The organism is Bradyrhizobium sp. USDA 4353, from assembly GCF_054063215.1.
The window spans coordinates 4,411,591-4,430,171 of sequence record NZ_JBSSGB010000001.1 but is presented as its reverse complement, the minus strand read 5'-3'; the positions used below and the strand labels follow the sequence as shown (position 1 = coordinate 4,430,171).

Below are 18,581 nucleotides of genomic sequence, written 5' to 3'. Positions count from 1 at the left end.
GATCGCGCCATGCTGCAAAGCCTGTTGTGGCCGGGCGCGATCATGTTCGCGCTGACCCTGCTGGCCTATGTCTGGACGGCGCAATGGCTTCAGCCATTCCCTCGCGACGCCACGACCTTGGTCGTCGGCCGCGACTTCCTCAATTTCTGGATGTATGGCCGGGCGGCGTTCACGCCCGACCCGTCGCGCTTCTACGATGTCGCGGTTTACAACGATGCGCTGTCGGCGTTTCTCGGCCCTGACTATCCCGGCCAGAACGTGCCCAACCCGCCCAACGCGCTCGTTGTCATGGCGCCGTTCGGACTGCTGCCTTATCTGCCGGCGCTCGCCTGCTGGCTCGTGCTCGGTCTGCTCGCCTTTTACTATGGCTGCCGACGGGCGTTTCCCGACCGACGGGCGCTGCTGATCGTCGCGATCTCGCCGGCCGCCATGATGTGCCTGCTGTCGGGCCAGAGCTCGTTCCTGACCACCGCCTTGTTGTTCGGCGCGCTGGCCTCGCCCGCGCAGCGGCCTGCGCTGACCGGCCTCCTGATCGGCCTGCTCACGGTGAAGCCGCAGCTCGGCCTGCTCTTCCCGGTGATGCTCGTCGCGTCGGGCCAGTGGCGCGTGATCGGCTATGCGACGCTCACCGCGCTCGTCCTGTTTGCCGGCAGCGTCGGCATCGGCGGGCTGCACGCCTGGAGCGACTACATCGCCAAGGGGCTTCCGACCATGACGGAGGTGCTGCGCGATCCCCGCGGCATTGCCGTGCCGTTCCACGCCTCCGTGTTCATGAACTTCCGCGGCCTCCTCGGCGATCCCTTGGCGGAGGCGATCCAGACCATCGCGGCGTTGAGTGCTGCGGCGGGCGTGTTCGCGGTCTTCCGCTATCGTCGCGATGCCGATCCGGCCGTGCTCCGCGCCTTCTTCCTGGCCTGCACGATCTCCGCCTCGCCCTATATGGGGATCTACGACGTGCTGCCGCTAACCTGCGCGGCCGTGGCGCTGATCGCGACCGGCGCGTTGGACAATGCGGGCCGTAGGCTCGCGCAACTGGCGTTCTGGCTCCCGGCGCTGCAGCTTCTGTTCGGCAATATCCAGGTGCCCGGCCCGGGCCTGATTGCCCCGGCCTTTGCGATCTATCTCGGCTGGCAGTTGTTCGCGCCGGCCCGAACCGTGCAACTCGACGCGCGCATCGCCGCAGGCTAAGCGGGCTTGCCCATCTTCTGCCGCCGCTGTTCGCGCGCCCGCTCGAGCTCAGGAAACGGCTCGTACTTGGCGAGCATGCACCCTTTTGGAGTGTGGTTCATCGCCACCACAAACTCCATCTTCTCCCGGCCGCCTTCGCCCGGCTCGAAGTGCACCACGGTGATCCGCGTCGTCGGGATGAGCGGCAGCTCGAGCTTGGCCGACACGCAATAGATCGTGATGCGCTTCGACTCGAATGGACCGCCGCCGTACTCGAAGGGTCCGGAGAACTTCGCCTCGGACAGGCGCGGTGCACCATCGTCCAACCAGGTACGGTAGCCCAGATGGTCCTCCAGAACCCGCGCAATGGCTTCGCGCCGCCGCGGCAACGAGGGATCGGCCGCCGTCGACGCTGCCACGGCGCGCGAGTCCCGCTTGGAGGTGTCGTTGGACGCCGCAGCCGGTTGGCCGGCGTCGGCCTGAGGCGAAGGTGCTGCCGCGCTGGCGCATCCCGCGAGCAGCAACAGCATCAGAATGCCCGGAAGCTGCAACAGCCGATCTCGCGCGACACGTGTCGGCAGCTGCCGCGTCGGCGCAACGTCCGCCGACGACATCGAAGATCCAGCCATGGAAACGTCCCCCACCCCATAAGACAGGCCTCTCGGCTTGTCCCATGACGATCGAGCTACCATCGGAGCTTCGCTTCGTCCAGTTGCAAGCTCCTCGCCGCCGCACCTCAGGCTGTTCCCCCAGGGCTCATCTGGGAACACGCCCGATCGAGGAGCCGGCGCCTACTCCAGCCGCTCCACCTTGCGCAGCTCGGGAAACAGCTTCATCCACGCCAGCGCGATCGCGATGGTGCCGAGGCCGCCGAGGATGGCGGCGGGCATCGCGCCGAACAGCGCGGCGGTCACGCCGCTCTCGAACTGGCCGAGCTGGTTGGAGGCATTGATGAAGAGGAAATTCACCGCGCCGACACGGCCGCGCATCTCATTGGGCGTCGCGAGCTGCACCAGCGAGAAGCGGATCACGACGCTGATCGTGTCGGCGGCGCCGAGGATGGCGAGCGCGGCGACCGAGATCCACATCACCTGCGAGACCGCGAATACGACAGTCGCCGCACCGAACACGATCACCGACTGGAACATGCGCAGACCGACGCGCCGATGGATCGTGTAGCGCGCCAGCACCGCCGTCATCGCCAGCGCGCCGACCGCAGGGGCCGCGCGCAGCACGCCGAGCCCGAACGGCCCGGTCTGAAGAATATCGCGCGCATAGATCGGCAGCAGCGCCGTGACCCCGCCAAGCAGCACCGCGAACAGGTCGAGCGAGATGGTGCCGAGGATCGCCGGATTGGCGCGGATGAAGCGGACGCCGGCGAACAGATCGGCATTGCTGCCGTCGCGCCGCTCGGCCGGCACGTCATCCGGCACCTGCATCAGGCCGGTCAGCGCCATGCCGCCGATCCAGAACAGCATCATGATGCCGTAGGGCAGCCCGGGCGCCACCGCATAGGCGAAGCCGCCGATCGCGGGGCCGGCGATGGTCGCTAGCTGCGCGGCGCCGCTCGACAGCGCGCTGGCCCGCTGCAACGTGCCCGAAGGTGCGATCAGCGGCAGCAGCGCCGCAGTCGCCGGACTCTCGAACGCGCCGGCAATGCCGAGCACGAACACGGCCGCAAACAGCTGCAACTCGCCGAGCTGACCGGCATACGCGCCCCAGCACAGATACAGCGCGGTGATCGCCTCGACGAGCTGGCAGAGCTGCACCACGCGCTTGCGCCGATAGCGGTCGGCGGCGCTGCCGGCCACGAACACCAGCAGCGCCGTCGGCAGAAACTGGATCAGCCCGACCATGCCGAGATCGAAGGCGCGCCCGGTGAGATCGTAGATCTGCCAGCCGATCGCCACGGCGGCGATCTGGCTCGCGAAGCGCGACAGGCTGCGGGACGACAGGAAGAACAGGAATGCGGCTTGCTTCAGGAGATCCTGCGCGCCGATCGGGGCGGTGGTCGACATGATGGCGCCCTGCGTGACGCAGGCTCATCCGCTTGTCAATCGCAGCTCCGGGCATGGCCGCACGGCATTGCACGGGGCTGTTCCGTCAGCTCATAATGCTACGGGGGTTCGGGGGATCTGATGCTGCAGCTGCAATCGGCGTTCGGGATCGTGGCGCTGCTCGCGATCGCCTGGGCGCTCGGCGAGAACAGGCGCGCGGTGTCGCTGAAGCAGGCCGGCCTCGGGCTGGTGGTGACGCTGCTCACCGCGCTCGTCCTGCTCAAGGTCCCCACAGTGGCCCGCGCCTTCAGTGCCATCAACGACGCGGTCGGCGCGATCGCGCAGGCCTCGCGTGCCGGCACCTCCTTCGTGTTCGGCTATGTCGGCGGCGGCGCCCTGCCCTTCGACCTCAAGGCGCCCGGCGCCGATTTCGTGCTGGCCTTCCAGGCCTTGCCGATCGTGCTGGTGATGAGCGTGCTGACCACGCTGTTGTTCTATTGGCGCGTGCTGCCGCCGCTGGTGCGCGGGCTCGCTTGGCTCTTGGAGCGCACGCTCGGCGTCGGCGGCGCCGTCGGGCTCTCCACGGCCGCCAACGTCTTCCTCGGCATGGTCGAGGCGCCGCTGTTCATTCGTCCCTATCTCGCGCAGATGACACGCAGCGAGCTGTTCCTGGTGATGACCGGCGGCATGGCCGGCATCGCCGGCACCGTGCTGGTGCTCTACGCCACGCTGCTTGCGCCGCTGATTCCCGACGCCGCCGCGCATTTCGTCATCGCCTCCGTGCTCGGCGCGCCGGCATCGATCCTGATCAGCCTGATCATGGTGCCGGAGACCTCCAAGCAGCTCACCGGCGGCGCGCTGGGCGATCCCGACATGCAGGCGTCCTCGACGATGGACGCCATCGTGAAAGGCACCAGCGCGGGGCTCGAGCTGCTGATGAACATCGTCGCGCTGCTACTGGTGCTGGTCGCGCTGGTGCATCTCGCCAACGCCATCCTGTCGCTGCTGCCGGCGGTCGGCGGCGCCGCGATCTCGCTGCAGCGGCTGCTCGGCCTCGTCATGGCGCCGGTGTGCTGGCTGATGGGATTGCCCTGGCCGGAGGCGGTCACCGCCGGCAGCCTGATGGGCACCAAGACGGTGCTCAACGAGCTGATCGCCTATGTCGAGTTATCCAAGCTCGACGCCGCCGCGCTCGACCCGCGCGCCCGGCTGATCATGCTCTACGCGCTCTGCGGCTTCGCCAACTTCGCCAGCCTCGGCATCATGATCGGCGGCCTCGGCACCATGGCGCCGACCCGGCGCGACGAGATCAACGCGCTCGGGCTGAAATCAATCGTCTCGGGCACCCTCACCACCTGCCTGATGGGCGCGATCGTCGGCCTGCTGACCTGAGCCTGATAGCAGCGCGCGCGGCAGGATCAGCGGCGCGACCTTGCTCATCAGATGCACAGAACCCTCGGCCGTCAGATGCGCGTGATCGAACGACAACGGGACGTCGCCGGCCATCAGTGGGCAGCTATGCTGCGCGCAGGCGGCGGACAGGATCGAGACATAGGACAGCCCTTCGGCGCTCGGCAGCGCCGCCTGCATCGCCTGGTCCAACGCGAAGATGTCCGAGCGCACGAAGGCCGCGGGATCCGGCGTCACGCCGCGCAAGGTGGCGCGGGCCAGCATCGAGGGCAGACGCGCGCGGAATTGCACGGCGGGACCCAGCAGCACCACCGGAATGCCGGCCTCGCTCAGGCGCGCCAAGGTCAGCCGGAGATCGCGGACCATGCCGGCGAAGCGCGGCGGTCGCGCATCTTCGAGCCAGTCCGCCGACATCACAACGAGATCGGGCCGGTTCGCGGCGAGATAGTCGCGCATCTGCGCGGCGAGCGCGCGGCAGGCCGGGACGCCCTGCGACTCCGCGCTGAAGGTCGGCATGCAGGTCGGCTGCGTCGCCTGCATGATGTTGACGGCGTCCGGATCGAGATGAGTCTTGAGGCCGTGATAGTAATGCGCCGCAAGGCTGTCGCCCCATAGCAGGACGTTGGTCTTGCCGGTCACAGGCCGCAGGCAATCCTCCGGCACGCGCCCCTCCGGCGTCGTGAAGCAGCTGCCGTAACGATAGACCGGCTTCATGTCGTAGTTGTTGTAGGCGTCGAGCCGCAGGGCCGCGCGGTCGTCGTCCGAGCTGGCGCCGGCGTACAGCAGACCCGTCGCGCTGCCGGCCAGCAGCACGATGCTCGCGAGAGCGGCGAGGCCGAAGGCTGCGCGCGGCGTCGTAGCGAGCTGGCGCTTCCGAAACGGCTGCTCGATGAAGCGCCAGGACAGCGTGGCCAATGCGACCGTCAGCCCGAACAGGACGGCCCGTTCCCAGCCGTCGAGCGCCAGGCCGGGCTTGGCGAAGCGCGCAAAGACAAAGAGCGGCCAATGCCAGAGATAGAGCGAATAGGAGATGCGGCCGACGAACGCGGCCACACCTAGAGGCGACAACGGACTGCGGGGCACGTTGGCGACACCGATGCCGCTCCACAGGAACAACGCGGCGCCGAGGCACGGCGGGAGCGCGTTCACGCCGGGAAAGCCCGGCCCTGGGCGCAGCGACAGGATCGGGATCGCCATCAGCAACAGCGCCAGCGCGCGCGCCGAGCGTTGGACCAGGCCGGCGCGCGGAGCCGGAAGGCCGGAGACGGCAACGAGGCTGCCGAGCAGGAATTCCCAAGCGCGCGGCGGGCTGAGGAAGAAGGCACCCGCGGAGGTCCCTCCTCGCATCAGCATGAGGCCAAGCACGAACGAGCCGGCCGCGAGCAGCAGCAAAGTGACCGGCAGCGCCAGCCGGCGGCCGCGCGCGATCCGCACCACGCCCCAGACCACGACGGGCAGCACGAGATAGAACTGCTCCTCGACCGCGAGCGACCAGGTATGCAGCAGCGGCTTCTCCACCGCGGCGTGATCGAAATAGCCGGATTGCTGCCAGAAGAAGATGTTCGAGGTGAAGGTGACGACGGCGATGGCCGAGCGGAACAGCTCGGCGCGCTCGGAGCTCAGCATGTCCCGGGATGCCGGGATCGCGGTGAATGCCACCATGACGTAGAGCGCCGGCAATAGCCGCCGCACGCGCCGTTCATAGAAGCCGGCAAACGAGAACTGCCCTTTGGGCATCTCGGCGGCGATGAGGCCGGTGATCAGATAGCCGGAGATGACGAAAAAGATGTCGACGCCGACGAAGCCGCCGAAGATGGCCGGCGCCTCGAAGTGGAAGCCGATGACCGCGAGCACCGCGATCGCGCGCAGCCAGTCGATGTCCTCGCGATGCGCGGAAGCTGACGCCGCAGACGCGCCGGCAACGCCTCGCTGCGCGGGCGCATGCATTCGCGGCGCGCGGCTGGCCGTGGGAGCGTATTGAACGACGAAGGACGGCAACGGGACGGATACGCCTTACGCAAGCCCGCGCCGAACGCGGCTGTTGCGCATCCGTCGCCGGCCCGTCCGTCCCGATCACGCGGGACTGGACGTCAACACACACGCGCGACGGCCGCCGTCCATCGCGCGCGAATGTTTCCATCCGTTTCTGTCGGCTTTAGGTCGTAAGTTCGACGGTTTTGAAGTCGGCCGGCAGGATCACCTCGAGCAGCTCGACATCGTCGGAATAGTCGAGGATCATGTGCCGGATCTTCGGCGGCTGCGTCCAGCAGCTCCCCTCCTTCATCAAGGTCTCGCCGACGCCTTCGAGATAGCTCTTCACCCAGCCCTTGAGCACGTACACCATCTGGAAGTCGACGGCGTGGGTGTGCAGCTTCGACACCTCCTGCGGATTGCACGGCGGCAGCATGCGAATGACATGCGCGCGTGCGAGGCCATTCGTGGCGGCCACGATGCCGAGGTCGCGATACTGCGCATAGGCGCGCAAGCCGTCGGCCTTGAAGTCCGCCTCGTTCAGATGGCTGATCGCGACCTTCTGCTTCGGCCGCCGCGGGGCGGGCGATGGCCGGCCCTTGCTGACGAGCGCCTTGCGCGCGGACGGCGCGGCCGCCCTGCCCGGCTTGGCAGGCGTCTTCGCGATGGTCTTCACACCAGGCTTGGCGGACGTCTTCGCAGCCGCCTTGCTGCCCTTGCTGATCTTAAGCGCCGCAGCCTTGGCGGCGGCGCGTGATGCTGATGTGGTCGTGCGGCTCTTGCTGGCCATGGCGCTCTCCCTGCGGGTCCTCAGCGCAAGGATAGCACACATTGGAGAAGCTCAGCAGGGCCTCCACACGCAACCGTCATTGCGGGGCGGCCGCGGTGGCCTTCCGCTCAGTGCAGCAGGAACATGCCGCCGAATCGTCACGGCTAAGCCAATGGTCCCTGCTTGCGCTCGACCTTCAACGTGATCCCGCTGTCGGGACTTCGAGCCAGCTCTTCGATGGGCCTCAAGAGAAAGTCGATCACCCAGTCCGGCGGGTCCGCACCAGCGAGATCGCATAGTCCCGGCCATTCCCCGTCATCTCGCATACGGGCCTTAGGCCGTTAAGCGGCTGCGGCAACAGGACGTTGGCGCGGTAACCCACCAGGGCGCTGTTATCGAACAGCACGGTGCGATTGGCAACGAGCGCTGCATGGCACAACAGGTTCAGTGATCGCCAATAGCGTGCAACAATTCTGTCGCGGGGCACCGCATGTCCGCCAAGGCTGACGCGGTTCTCGACCCGGCGGACGTTGATCTCGGGATCGGAGGTACAGACGAAGTAGAGCGTAACCTCATATCCGGCATCCACGGCCTGGACCATGAACTCAACTTTGCTCGGGTGAGACATCACGGTCTCGAAGCTGAAGTCGATCCGGGCATCGAGGCAGCGCGCGCGGTGATGATCGGCGATCTGCTGCGCCTCCTTGGAACGGCTTGGCTCCGGAGTCAGGAGCGCTGCGGCGATCACATCCGGATTAATGTAAAATCCAAAATCGAGACCTGCCTCGATCAGATAGTCGGTCAGCGTGCTCTTCCCTGATCCATTGGGGCCGGCGAGCACCAACAGGAAGGGCGGCTCGCTCAACCCGCGAACTTCCCGAGATCCGGACGACGAGAGATCGAGTCGTCAGCCTCCGGCTCACGCTCGACTGTCGCCGCGCCAACGACCGAGACGGTTCCGGACGGACGCCGTTCGGCCAGCAGGGGTACCAAGCGATCGCCATCACGCACGTCGACGATGCCCGTCACGGTAAGCCCGGCTTTGTAGGCCTTCTGGGCGGCCTCCAGGGAGGCATTGGCCCCCATCGCCGCCAGTTCGGCCAATGACAGATCTACGGCTCGCTTGCGCATCTCGATCGTCCTAACAGCAGCCTTAAACATAAGCCGTGCGCCGGGAAAACTCCAGCCACGGCCACCCGCCGAGCCTCACTTCGGCGGGCCGATGGGCTACCCTGACGACAGGTGACCAGGCCAGAGATATCCGGTCAGTGCAGCCGGAACACACCATCCACGGCGCGCAGCTCGGCTGGCTTGATCAGCTTGGAGTGGGCGACGGTGACTGCAAACAGCGGCCCCTCCAGCCTCTCCTGCCAGAACGCCAGGAAGTCTTGCAGCGCGGGAAATTTCGGAAACAGGTCGTAGTTCTGCCAGACATAGGTCTGCAGCAGTGAGGGATGATCCGGCATCCGGTACAGGATGCGCGCGGTCGTCAGCCCGTAACCCAGCACCTGTTTCCGAAAGTCCTCGGAAACCTCAACCTTCGACACCATGCCAACCCTCCGTTTCTGGAGCGCATGTCCGCGTGGCCAACCGGGATGGAGCCACCCGGCAAAGATGCGCTCACTGCAAAAGAAATGTGACGCATGTCCTCAACCCATCTCAAGCCTAAATGTTTAACGGCTTGTTGAAAAATGCTGCATTAGCAGCGACTTAGCCCGGGTGCTAATACGGTGTTTCGCGTTTCGTTCCGCCCGTGTTAACGCTATCGGAACGCTTTGGCAGAGCGCGCAGTTGACTGCTAATTTTTCTGCTACAAGGCCTTGCCCGGCTGGAAACTCTCCCCTAAATCCAGCCCGCGTGCTGGCACTCGCCGGCACCGACTGCCAAATCTCCAGAAACTGACAATCGCTTCAATTGCTTAGGAGGACTGTATGGCTTTCCGTCCGCTTCACGACCGCGTCGTGGTCAAGCGCATCGACGCCGAAGAGAAGACCGCTGGCGGCATCATCATCCCCGACTCGGCCAAGGAAAAGCCCTCGCAGGGCGAAGTGATCGCGGTGGGCCCCGGCGCCCGCGACGAGAGCGGCAAGCTGGTTCCGCTCGACGTCCAGGTCGGTGATCGCGTGCTGTTCGGCAAGTGGTCGGGCACCGAGGTCAAGATCGACGGCCAGGAGCTGCTGATCATGAAGGAAAGCGACATCATGGGCGTCATCACCGACGCCGGCGCCAAGAAGAAGGCCGCCTGATCCAAGCTCGCACAACGCTCACCCCTGAGGAGCGCCTGCGGGCGCCCTGCCAAGGGTGAGACAGACAATTCAACTCAGGGAAACCCAATATGTCAGCGAAAGACGTAAAGTTCGGCGTCGAAGCCCGCGACCGCATGCTGCGCGGCGTGGACATTCTCGCCAATGCCGTGAAGGTCACGCTCGGTCCGAAGGGCCGCAACGTCGTCCTCGACAAGTCGTTCGGCGCGCCGCGCATCACCAAGGACGGCGTCACCGTCGCCAAGGAGATCGAGCTCGACGACAAGTTCGAGAACATGGGCGCGCAGATGGTGCGCGAGGTCGCCTCGAAGTCCGCTGATGCGGCCGGCGACGGCACCACCACCGCGACCGTGCTGGCCCAGGCCATCGTCCGCGAGGGCGCCAAGGCGGTTGCCGCCGGCATGAACCCGATGGATCTGAAGCGCGGCATCGATCTCGCAGTCGAGGCGGTCGTCGCCGACCTCGTCAAGAACTCCAAGAAGGTCACGTCGAACGACGAGATCGCCCAGGTCGGCACCATCTCCGCCAACGGCGACTCCGAGATCGGCAAGTTCCTCGCCGACGCCATGAAGAAGGTCGGCAACGAGGGCGTGATCACGGTCGAGGAAGCCAAGTCGCTCGAGACCGAGCTCGACGTCGTCGAGGGCATGCAGTTCGACCGCGGCTACATCTCGCCCTACTTCGTCACCAACGCCGACAAGATGCGCGTTGAGATGGACGACGCCTACATCCTCATCAACGAGAAGAAGCTGTCGTCGCTGAACGAGCTGCTGCCGCTGCTCGAGGCCGTGGTGCAGACCGGCAAGCCGCTGGTCATCGTTGCCGAGGACGTCGAGGGCGAGGCTCTGGCCACCCTGGTCGTCAACCGTCTGCGTGGCGGCCTGAAGGTTGCTGCCGTCAAGGCGCCGGGCTTCGGCGACCGCCGCAAGGCCATGCTGCAGGACATCGCGATCCTGACCGGCGGCCAGGCGATCTCGGAAGACCTCGGCATCAAGCTCGAGAACGTCAACCTCTCCATGCTCGGCCGCGCCAAGAAGGTGATGATCGACAAGGAGAACACCACGATCGTCAACGGCGCCGGCAAGAAGGCCGACATCGAGGCGCGCGTGGCGCAGATCAAGGCGCAGATCGAGGAGACCACCTCGGACTACGACCGTGAGAAGCTGCAGGAGCGTCTGGCCAAGCTCGCCGGCGGCGTCGCGGTGATCCGCGTCGGCGGCGCGACCGAGGTCGAGGTGAAGGAGCGCAAGGACCGCGTTGATGATGCGATGCATGCGACCCGCGCGGCTGTCGAGGAAGGCATCCTGCCGGGCGGCGGCGTCGCCCTGCTCCGTGCTTCCGAGCAGCTCAAGGGTGTCCGCACCAAGAACGAGGACCAGAAGACCGGCGTCGAGATCGTCCGCAAGGCGCTCTCCGCTCCGGCCCGCCAGATCGCCATCAACGCGGGCGAGGACGGCTCGGTCATCGTCGGCAAGATCCTCGAGAAGGAGCAGTATGCGTACGGCTTCGACTCGCAGTCGGGCGACTACGTGAACATGGTGTCCAAGGGCATCATCGACCCGACCAAGGTCGTGCGCACCGCAATCCAGAACGCCGCCTCCGTGGCAAGCCTGCTGATCACCACCGAGGCGATGGTCGCCGAGCTGCCGAAGAAGAACGCCGGCGGCCCCGCGATGCCCCCGGGCGGCGGCATGGGCGGCATGGACTTCTAAGTTCACGCGCCATCTGATAGTTGCAAAACCCCGGCAGCGATGCCGGGGTTTTCGTTTGTGCGGGAGTCACCCGGTTGCGCTCAGCATCCGCCGCGCCAAGTGCGTAATGTGTAGGGTGGGCAAAGGCGCCTGGCGCGCCGCGCGTTCGTGGCACACGGTTGCGCGCCGTGCCCACCGTCTTGCTGATGAGCTCGCTGCCGATGGTGGGCACGGCGCCACCGCGCCCTCGTCTGTGGAGACAGCACGGCAGCGCCTTTGCCCACCCTACTGATCCTGAGATCCGCGGTCGGCAAAGCAGCCGCGCAGCCAGTCGATCACGACGCGGGCGGCCGGATCGCGCTTCAGATGCGTCTGCACCAGCAGCCAGACGTCGCGGCGCCTCGGCAGTTGCGTCACGCGCAGCGATGCATCGTCGAGGAGATCGCGGCAGGCATGTTCGGGCAGCACGGCGAGGGCCTGTCCGCTCCTCAGCACTTCCGACATCACCCGCACATTGTCGGTGATGCAGCGCGCGCCATCGATGAGCTTGCGCTGCTTCAGGATCTGCTGCTCGGGGATTGCATCGAGCTCGTCGGGGTAGCCGCAGACAAAACTCGGCACCGCGCCTGCCGGCTCGATCAGATAGAGGCTGAGACTGCCGAGCCGGGTGATGGTGAAGTCGCCCTTCTCCGGCTTGCGCAGCCGGATCGCGAAATCGGCCTGCCAGCGTGAGAAGCTGACATTGTGGCTCGCGCTGAGAAGCTGCAGCCGCAAGCCGGGATGGGCGGTCAAAATCGGCGCAAGCCGCGGCGCCAGGATGCTCTCGGCGACCGCAGGCGTAGCGGCGATGCGGAAGCGGCCGGTCACGCCCGCCTGCGCCGCGCCGACACGCGCGAGTTCGGCGGCGTGGTGCGCCATGGCTTCGATATGAGAGACCACCTTTTCGCAGGCCGGTGTCGGCCGGCGCACCCCGTCGATCGCCTCGAACAGCCGCACGCCGAGCGCGGACTCGATCCGCGCCAGCCGCCGGCCGACCGTCGTCTCGTCGATGCGCAGCCGCTTGCCCGCGCCGGCATAGCTGCCGGCGCCATGCACCGCGGCGATGATGCGCAGATCGTCCCAATTCAGATCGCTCGGGCTCATGCTCCGCCGCTAGCACGCTCGGGGAGCGCCTGCAATCCCGCAGCCAGTGGCTGCAAACACCTGCATTCCTGCAGCCTGCTATCCCGGTTAGCATGCCCTCGTCAACTCAATCCGCAGGACCTCGCCATGACCACGCCTTCGACGCTGCTGCAGCTTGCCGGTGCCGACCTCAGCCTCCCCTCCCTCGCGCAGTCCAGCCTCGTGCTGATCGATATCCAGAATGAGTATCGCAGCGGCCCGCTGGCGCTGCCCAACGTCGAAGCGGCGATTGCGCAGGCCGCCCGCCTGCTCGCGCGCGCCCGCGCTGCCGGCAGCGTGGTCATTCACGTCGCGCACCGCGGCAAGGAAGGCAGCCTGTTCGACCGCACAGCGCCACGCGGCGCGATCGCCGACGCCGTTGCGCCGCTGCCGGGCGAGGCGATCGTCGAAAAGACGCTGCCGAACGCCTTCGCCGGCACCGATCTGCAGGCGCGCCTGACCGCCGCCGGCCGCAAGAACCTCGTCCTCGCCGGCTTCATGACCCATATGTGCGTGTCGTCGACCGCGCGCGCGGCGCTCGATCTCGGCTGGCGCGTCACCGTCGATGCCGAGAGCTGCGCGACGCGCGACCTGCCGGACGGCAAGGGCAGCACCCTGCAAGCCGCCTTGATCCACGAGGTGGCGCTGGCCGAGCTGTCCGACCGCTTCGCGATCATCGCGCGCGACGGCGCTGCGCTGGTTTAGCGGATCACGGTCCCGATCCGCCCGAAGCGAATGCCGCGAGACTTGTCTTCGGCCGCGAGCGAAAAATAGATCATCGCGGCGCGGCCGATGACGTTCTCGATCGGCACGTCGCCGATCGCATTGAGCACACGGCTGTCGGTGGAATTGTCGCGATTGTCGCCGATCACGTACAATTTTCCGTCCGGGACGACGTGGACGCTGGTGTTGTCGAGGAAGCCGCGATCGACGCAATCGAGCGTCTCGTAGCTCGCCCCGTCGGGCAGCGTCTCGCGCCAGCGCTTGACGCGCTCTCGGGCACCCCCGCCACAGGCATCGAGTCCGATCAGGTCCTCCAGCCGCGCGCGCGGCACGGCGGCGCCGTTGATATAGAGCACGCCGTCCTTCATCTGGACCGTGTCGCCGGGCAGCCCGACGACACGCTTGATGTAGACGGTGGCAGTGTCCTTCGGCAGAAAGAATGCGACCACATCGCCGCGGGCCGGCGTCGCTCCGAAGATGCGAGCGGACGGCGACAGACCGGTCGGCCACGGCAGCGGCCAGGTGAGACGGCTGTAGCCATAGGCATATTTCGACACGAAGAAGTAGTCGCCGACCAGGATGGTCGGCTTCATCGAGCCGGACGGCGCATTGAACGGCTGATACAGGAAGTTGCGGATCAGCATCGGCGACGCCAGCAGCAGGCACAGCGCCGCGAAACCCGCGATGAAGATGCCCAGGATCGCCCACCATGGCTCCTGCTTCGGCCTGATCTCTCCCGCATCCAAGCTCGTCACGCTGTCCCCCATCCGATCGCATTGCCAGGATGACCGAACACCGCGCGCTGCGCAATCACCTGCGCGCCACGATCAGCGCTTCCTGCGCCACGGCGCATCGTCCTCCCAATCGCCGGCCATGATCGAGCCGTAGGGGATCACCTCGTCGATGACCTCGCCGAGCCCGAAGCGGGCGATCTGCGCGCGCACGGAGGCCGCGTTCTTATAGGCCTGCGGCAGCTCCGACAAATCGGGCTTGCCGCAATAGAACCGCGCGTCGATGCCGTCGGGCATTTCAGGCCGATGCGCGCGCAAAAACGCCTTGCGGCCGAGGTTGCGGCCGGCGCCATGCGGCGCGAAGCCGAGCGCGTCCTTGTTGTCGCGATGCCCAAGGATCAGCACCGGCTCGGCCATGTTGAGCGGCACGATCGTACGGCCGTCATCATCGGCCGAGAAGCCGGACCAGTTCGGCGTCGCGCCCTTGCCGTGGTAGTAGAGGCCATCGCTCTTCCGGAAGACGAAATTGTGCTCGTTCCAGAAGCGGTCGGCGACGGCGTTGCCGAGCTTGGCGGCCGTGAGATCGTGGATCGCGTGATGATTGGCGCGCGTCCACAACCGCGCCGTCTGCAGCGCCTCCCAATAGGCGCGGCCATCGTCGCTCGACGCCTTGATCCAGGCACTGTGCTCCGGGACCTTCGGCGCGTGGATCGCGGCGTGCCGCTTGGCCGCCGCCATGCCGCGCTTGTAGAGCTGCGCGCCGAAGCCGCGCGAGCCGTGATGCGTCACCAGCGCGGCCTGCCCGGTCGATTTCAAATGGCCGACGAAGGCAAAGTGATTGCCGTCGCCCTGCGTGGCGAAGTGGCCCACGGCGAAGCGCTCCAGCCCCTTCAGGAACGGGTTGGAGTCGAAGCCCTGCATCACCTCGTCCGGCGGCTGGTGCAGCCGGTCGCGGCCGCCGGGACCGAAATGAGTCACGGCGCTGACCGCATCGAGGATGCGCTTGGGATCGTCCTTGCGCGCGAATACGGTCACCGCGACCGAGCAGCAGATGTCCGATGAATGAAAGCCCGGATGGATGGCATCCTCGCAGGCCACCACGCCGCCGACCGGGATCGTGCCCAGCGCCGTGCCCGACGGGCAAGCGTCGGGCATCACAGCGCCGGCCACGATGGTCGGCACCCGCATCAAGGCATCCATGTGCTGCGCCACTGCCGCGACATTGGCCCGTTCGACCTCGGTCTCGGCCTCGATCAGCATCGCGAACGGCACGCCATTGGTGCGCATCAACGCCTCCGCCGGCTGCAACGCCTGCAGCGCGACGAAGATCGCGTCGTCATCCGCGCCCTCCGCGCGCATCGCATTCGCGGTGGCCAGGGCGTCCTTGAACCAACGGCCCGGCTTGAAGCCCCAGGCGATCAGAGTGTTTCCGTCGATCATGGCAGGTCTCGTGTCTACTCGAATTCGTTTGTTGCAGCATGCGGCGCCTGCGTTCACCGCCGCAGCCGTCGCCTCCCTCTCCACTGTGATTCCGGAGCGCGCGGCGCAGTGACGTGCGGACAGAGCGTGCCGGCCTTACGTCATGCGCCTGTACATCACGTCCGTACGCAGCACGTATTTGCGGCCTCGCGTCACCGGATCACCGCGATGCATGATGGGATGATAGAACAAGAGCGCCATGCCCCGCTCCGGCGTGATCTGGAAGGGATCGCCCACGGCAGCTCCGCCATAGCCGTCTCTGAACGACGTCGCCCCGCCTTCGAAGTCGTCATTGAGATACACCATGAACGTGAAGTAGCTCCGCTCGCCGTTCTCGCGTTCGAAGTATCCGTCCAGATGCCAGTCGAATTTCTGCCCGACGTCGTAGCGATAGAGGCGCAGCCGCTCGTTCAGCGCGCACGGGGTCCATTTCTTCAGGAATCGCGGCGCCAGATGACCGGAGAGCCGATCATAGAGCGCCAGCGCGCGCGCCTGGTCATCGACCATGACGCGGTCGTTGTTGCGGACATCCTTCATCATCACCATCCCGTCCAGCGTCGAGATCGGCGCCTCGGCAAATCCGATCGTCTCGCCGAGCCGGACATACTCAGCGCACTCGGCGGCCGACAAGAATCCGGAGATCGTGCCGACGTTCTTCGCTCTCCACCTGATCTCGCTCATGTGACACTCCCACTTTTCGGGTCGGTCGTTCCTACGTCGTCCGCCGATACATCACGTCCGTGCGCAGCACGTATTTGCGGCCTCGCGTCACCGGATCACCCCGATGCATGATCGGGTGATGGAACAGCAGCGCCATTCCCTGCTCCGGCGTGATCCGTAGCGGACCGTCCGGCATCAGGCCCGTGTCGTCGCAAAACGAGGTACCGCCGCCTTCGAATCCGTCGTTCAGATAGACCATGAACGTCAGCTGGCTGCGCTCGCCATTGTCGCGTTCGAAATGACCGTCGCGATGCCACTCGAACTTCTGGCCGATGTCATAGCGATACAGCCGCAGCCGCTCGTTCAGCCCGACCGGCCGCCAGCGATGCTGGAAGGACGGTGCGAGATGACGAGCGAGACGGTCGTACAAGGATTGCGCGCGCACGGGATCGTCGAGGAGGACGCGATCATTGTTGCGATGATCCTTGACGCCACGCGGCGCGAACAATGTCGCCTCCTCGAACCCCATCTGCTCACCCAGGCGGATGTAGTCATCGCACTCCGCCACGGAGAGGAAGCCCGAGATCGTCTCGATGTTGTCGGCGTGCCAGCTCAGCTCGGTCATGATCAGATCCTCCGGGAGATGACGGACCGCTCATGAGCGGCCCGTGATGTTTCGATACGTTCTCAGCCGAGCGCCCGCTCAATCCTTGAACGGATCGAACTCGCCCTCGCCGGCCATCACCACGGCGAACGGCCGCAGCGTATGCACGACCTTCACCGAGCCGGCATGCTCGGCCAGCACCTCGGGCAGGCGCCGATAGGCCATCGGGCTCTCGTCGAGGTCGGCGCCGATCAAGGTGACGCCGCGGCTCTGCAGCCAGGCGTCCATCTCGGCGCGCGTGAAGCGACGCTTCGCCTCACGCCGTCCGAACATTCGCCCGGCCCCGTGCACCGTCGAGTACAGCGAGGCCTTGGACTCCTCCGACTCCACGCCCTCGATGATGACAGCGTTGTCGCCCATCGAGCCGCCGACGAAGCCGCGCTGGCCCGGAAAGGCCGGCGTGGCGCCCTTGCGCACCACCCACAAATCACGTCCGTCGTGGGTCTCACGCCAGGCGTAGTTGTGGTGGTTGTGCACGCTGTCGGTGACCGCACCGCCGATGATCTGGCGCACGCGCTCCACCACCCACTCGCGGCCCGCATAGGCATAGCGCCCGGCGAGCTGCATCGCGGCGATGTAGCGCTGCCCGACCTCCGAGTCCTCGTCGACCACGGCGGGCGGCACGTTCATGCCGTCCTTGCCGCCGGCCGCCTTGAGGTAGCGCGTCGCCGAAGTGTGGCCGAGACCACGGCTGCCGAAATGCACGCCGATCCAGACGAAGCCGTCCTCGTCGCGCATCAAATCGACATAGTGGTTGCCCGACCCGACCGTGCCGAGCTGCCCGACCGCCTTCTGCCGGTACTCGCCCATGTCGGAGTCGCGCCAAGCATCGGCATCGTCGAACAGCTCATGCTCGACGCGCTCGGCGTTCTTGCGGCCAACGCCGAACGAGATCACCTTCGACACGTCCTTGATGATCGCGCCGACCTTGTCCTCGATCGCGCTGAACGGCGTGTCCAGCCGCACCGCCATGTTGCCGCAGCCGATGTCGAAGCCGACGCCGGAGATGCTGATCTGCTTCTCATAGGCGATCACGCCGCCGACCGGCTGGGCATAGCCGAGATGGCCGTCGGCGCAGATCACGCCGGCCACGGCGTTGCCCACGCTCATGCAGTTGCGCATCTGCGCGATGGTCGCGTCCTCGTGCGTCCCGAACACCTTCAGCGGGCTGTTCTGATACTGCGCCGCCTGCGGCCGGCTCGCCACCGTGTCGGCGAGCGCCTCCGCCTCGCGCGCGAGCTGCTCCTTGCGCGCGGCGTCACGAAACGTGCACCACAACGGCATCGAGCGCTGCCCCGGCCGTTCGATCCGCGCATCCGGATCGAGCCCCGCCGCGATGGCCAGCTCTCGCGCTCGGTCTTTGTAGGGATCGGCTCGCATCGGATCCTCCTCTCTTGCTCGCATGCAGGCCACGGAGCGCCAGCACAGCGGCTCCATGGTCGACGCTCGCGCGAACGGTCGCGCAAGCGGTTGGTGCAGGCCAAGAGATGGATCTGAGTTGAGGGGAGCTCCGCACGGGGAGCCCAGTCTCGGGACGATCGTCGCTCTGGCCGGAATGGCAGAGGGACGATCCCGCTGCCGCGTTAGGCAATCAGCCTAATATTGACGGATAGCGCGTTGGCCGCGGAGACCGCCGGCACGCGCAGGACCAGATCACGGCACCGCGATTGCGGCAGCGCGCTGTCCTTGATGTGGCGTGGCGTCGGATACGACATGGGTCTCTCGCTGCGGATCATCCGCGTGTAACTTGGCGCGTGGAGATACAGGGGGTTTTGAGTTTTGTAAAGTGACGACGCGAGATAACTGCTCGAATTCATCACGATGTGGCTTCGGCCGAACTCATCACTACGATTCCACACTCCGACGCCGTAGGGTGGGCAAAGGCGCAGCCGCG

The 18,581-nt window shown here is 66.4% G+C and carries 19 protein-coding genes; 5 read left to right on the top strand and 14 right to left on the bottom strand.

Annotation, left to right across the window (positions count from 1 at the left end; genetic code table 11):
* The first annotated feature begins 9 nt into the window (after positions 1-9).
* Entirely contained in the window at positions 10-1,188 is a 1,179-nt protein-coding gene (locus ACVILH_RS19880; protein ID WP_456714407.1) for a glycosyltransferase family 87 protein, read from the top strand.
* On the opposite strand, the gene ACVILH_RS19875 is transcribed toward ACVILH_RS19880, so the two are convergent.
* Positions 1,185-1,781, bottom strand: a complete 597-nt coding sequence (locus ACVILH_RS19875; RefSeq protein WP_456714406.1) for a hypothetical protein — start codon at positions 1,779-1,781, stop codon at positions 1,185-1,187. The two genes, ACVILH_RS19880 and ACVILH_RS19875, sit on opposite strands and share 4 nt — an antisense overlap.
* A 177-nt stretch (positions 1,782-1,958) precedes the next feature.
* A complete protein-coding gene (locus ACVILH_RS19870; protein WP_456714405.1) occupies positions 1,959-3,185 on the bottom strand; it encodes an MFS transporter in 1,227 nt (408 codons plus the stop codon).
* A gap of 120 nt (positions 3,186-3,305) precedes the next feature.
* Between ACVILH_RS19870 and ACVILH_RS19865 the strand changes: the two genes are divergently transcribed.
* Complete coding sequence (locus ACVILH_RS19865; RefSeq protein WP_456714404.1) at positions 3,306-4,556, top strand: NupC/NupG family nucleoside CNT transporter; 1,251 nt, start codon at positions 3,306-3,308, stop codon at positions 4,554-4,556.
* Here ACVILH_RS19865 and ACVILH_RS19860 read toward each other — a convergent pair.
* The 5 genes from ACVILH_RS19860 to ACVILH_RS19840 all read right to left on the bottom strand — a co-directional run bounded on the left by ACVILH_RS19860 (position 4,494) and on the right by ACVILH_RS19840 (position 8,864).
* Positions 4,494-6,521: an acyltransferase family protein gene (locus ACVILH_RS19860; protein ID WP_456714403.1), complete on the bottom strand. Its 2,028-nt coding sequence runs from the start codon at positions 6,519-6,521 to the stop codon at positions 4,494-4,496. The two genes, ACVILH_RS19865 and ACVILH_RS19860, sit on opposite strands and share 63 nt — an antisense overlap.
* Before the next feature lie 208 nt (positions 6,522-6,729).
* Complete coding sequence (locus ACVILH_RS19855) at positions 6,730-7,335, bottom strand: cupin domain-containing protein (RefSeq protein ID WP_456714402.1); 606 nt, start codon at positions 7,333-7,335, stop codon at positions 6,730-6,732.
* A gap of 238 nt (positions 7,336-7,573) precedes the next feature.
* Positions 7,574-8,179, bottom strand: a complete 606-nt coding sequence (locus ACVILH_RS19850) for a zeta toxin family protein (RefSeq protein WP_456714401.1) — start codon at positions 8,177-8,179, stop codon at positions 7,574-7,576.
* Positions 8,176-8,445 carry a hypothetical protein gene (locus tag ACVILH_RS19845; protein ID WP_456714400.1) on the bottom strand — a complete coding sequence of 90 codons (270 nt, stop codon included), beginning with the start codon at positions 8,443-8,445 and terminating at the stop codon, positions 8,176-8,178. Before ACVILH_RS19845 ends, ACVILH_RS19850 begins: the two co-directional genes overlap by 4 nt.
* A 134-nt stretch (positions 8,446-8,579) precedes the next feature.
* Complete coding sequence (locus ACVILH_RS19840) at positions 8,580-8,864, bottom strand: usg protein (protein ID WP_456714399.1); 285 nt, start codon at positions 8,862-8,864, stop codon at positions 8,580-8,582.
* Positions 8,865-9,245: 381 nt separating this feature from the next.
* Here ACVILH_RS19840 and groES point away from each other — a divergent pair, with 381 nt between their 5' ends.
* Both groES and groL read left to right on the top strand, forming a co-directional pair.
* Positions 9,246-9,560, top strand: coding sequence for a co-chaperone GroES (groES, locus tag ACVILH_RS19835; RefSeq protein ID WP_006612113.1), 315 nt, complete (start codon positions 9,246-9,248; stop codon positions 9,558-9,560).
* An 89-nt stretch (positions 9,561-9,649) separates the two neighbouring features.
* On the top strand, positions 9,650-11,290 hold the full coding sequence (gene groL, locus ACVILH_RS19830; protein ID WP_006612114.1) for a chaperonin GroEL: 1,641 nt from the start codon (positions 9,650-9,652) through the stop codon (positions 11,288-11,290).
* Positions 11,291-11,554: 264 nt separating this feature from the next.
* On the opposite strand, the gene ACVILH_RS19825 is transcribed toward groL, so the two are convergent.
* Positions 11,555-12,397: a LysR family transcriptional regulator gene (locus ACVILH_RS19825; protein WP_456717028.1), complete on the bottom strand. Its 843-nt coding sequence runs from the start codon at positions 12,395-12,397 to the stop codon at positions 11,555-11,557.
* A 141-nt stretch (positions 12,398-12,538) separates the two neighbouring features.
* Here ACVILH_RS19825 and ACVILH_RS19820 point away from each other — a divergent pair, with 141 nt between their 5' ends.
* The gene (locus ACVILH_RS19820) at positions 12,539-13,135 is read left to right on the top strand and encodes a cysteine hydrolase family protein (protein ID WP_456714398.1); all 597 of its coding nucleotides are present in this window, start codon (positions 12,539-12,541) and stop codon (positions 13,133-13,135) included.
* Here ACVILH_RS19820 and lepB read toward each other — a convergent pair.
* From lepB to ACVILH_RS19790, 6 genes are all read right to left on the bottom strand, one after another.
* Positions 13,132-13,908: a signal peptidase I gene (gene lepB / locus ACVILH_RS19815; protein WP_456714397.1), complete on the bottom strand. Its 777-nt coding sequence runs from the start codon at positions 13,906-13,908 to the stop codon at positions 13,132-13,134. The two genes, ACVILH_RS19820 and lepB, sit on opposite strands and share 4 nt — an antisense overlap.
* 72 nt (positions 13,909-13,980) lie before the next feature.
* Positions 13,981-15,324 (bottom strand): RtcB family protein, encoded by a 1,344-nt coding sequence (locus ACVILH_RS19810; protein ID WP_456714396.1) that lies wholly within the window; start codon positions 15,322-15,324, stop codon positions 13,981-13,983.
* A 135-nt stretch (positions 15,325-15,459) separates the two neighbouring features.
* Positions 15,460-16,044: a 2OG-Fe(II) oxygenase gene (locus ACVILH_RS19805; protein ID WP_456714395.1), complete on the bottom strand. Its 585-nt coding sequence runs from the start codon at positions 16,042-16,044 to the stop codon at positions 15,460-15,462.
* Positions 16,045-16,075: 31 nt separating this feature from the next.
* Complete coding sequence (locus ACVILH_RS19800) at positions 16,076-16,648, bottom strand: 2OG-Fe(II) oxygenase (RefSeq protein ID WP_456714394.1); 573 nt, start codon at positions 16,646-16,648, stop codon at positions 16,076-16,078.
* Between the two features lie 78 nt (positions 16,649-16,726).
* Positions 16,727-18,067: an RtcB family protein gene (locus ACVILH_RS19795; protein WP_456714393.1), complete on the bottom strand. Its 1,341-nt coding sequence runs from the start codon at positions 18,065-18,067 to the stop codon at positions 16,727-16,729.
* Between the two features lie 203 nt (positions 18,068-18,270).
* A complete protein-coding gene (locus ACVILH_RS19790; RefSeq protein WP_456714392.1) occupies positions 18,271-18,402 on the bottom strand; it encodes a hypothetical protein in 132 nt (43 codons plus the stop codon).
* Positions 18,403-18,581: the final 179 nt, after the last annotated feature.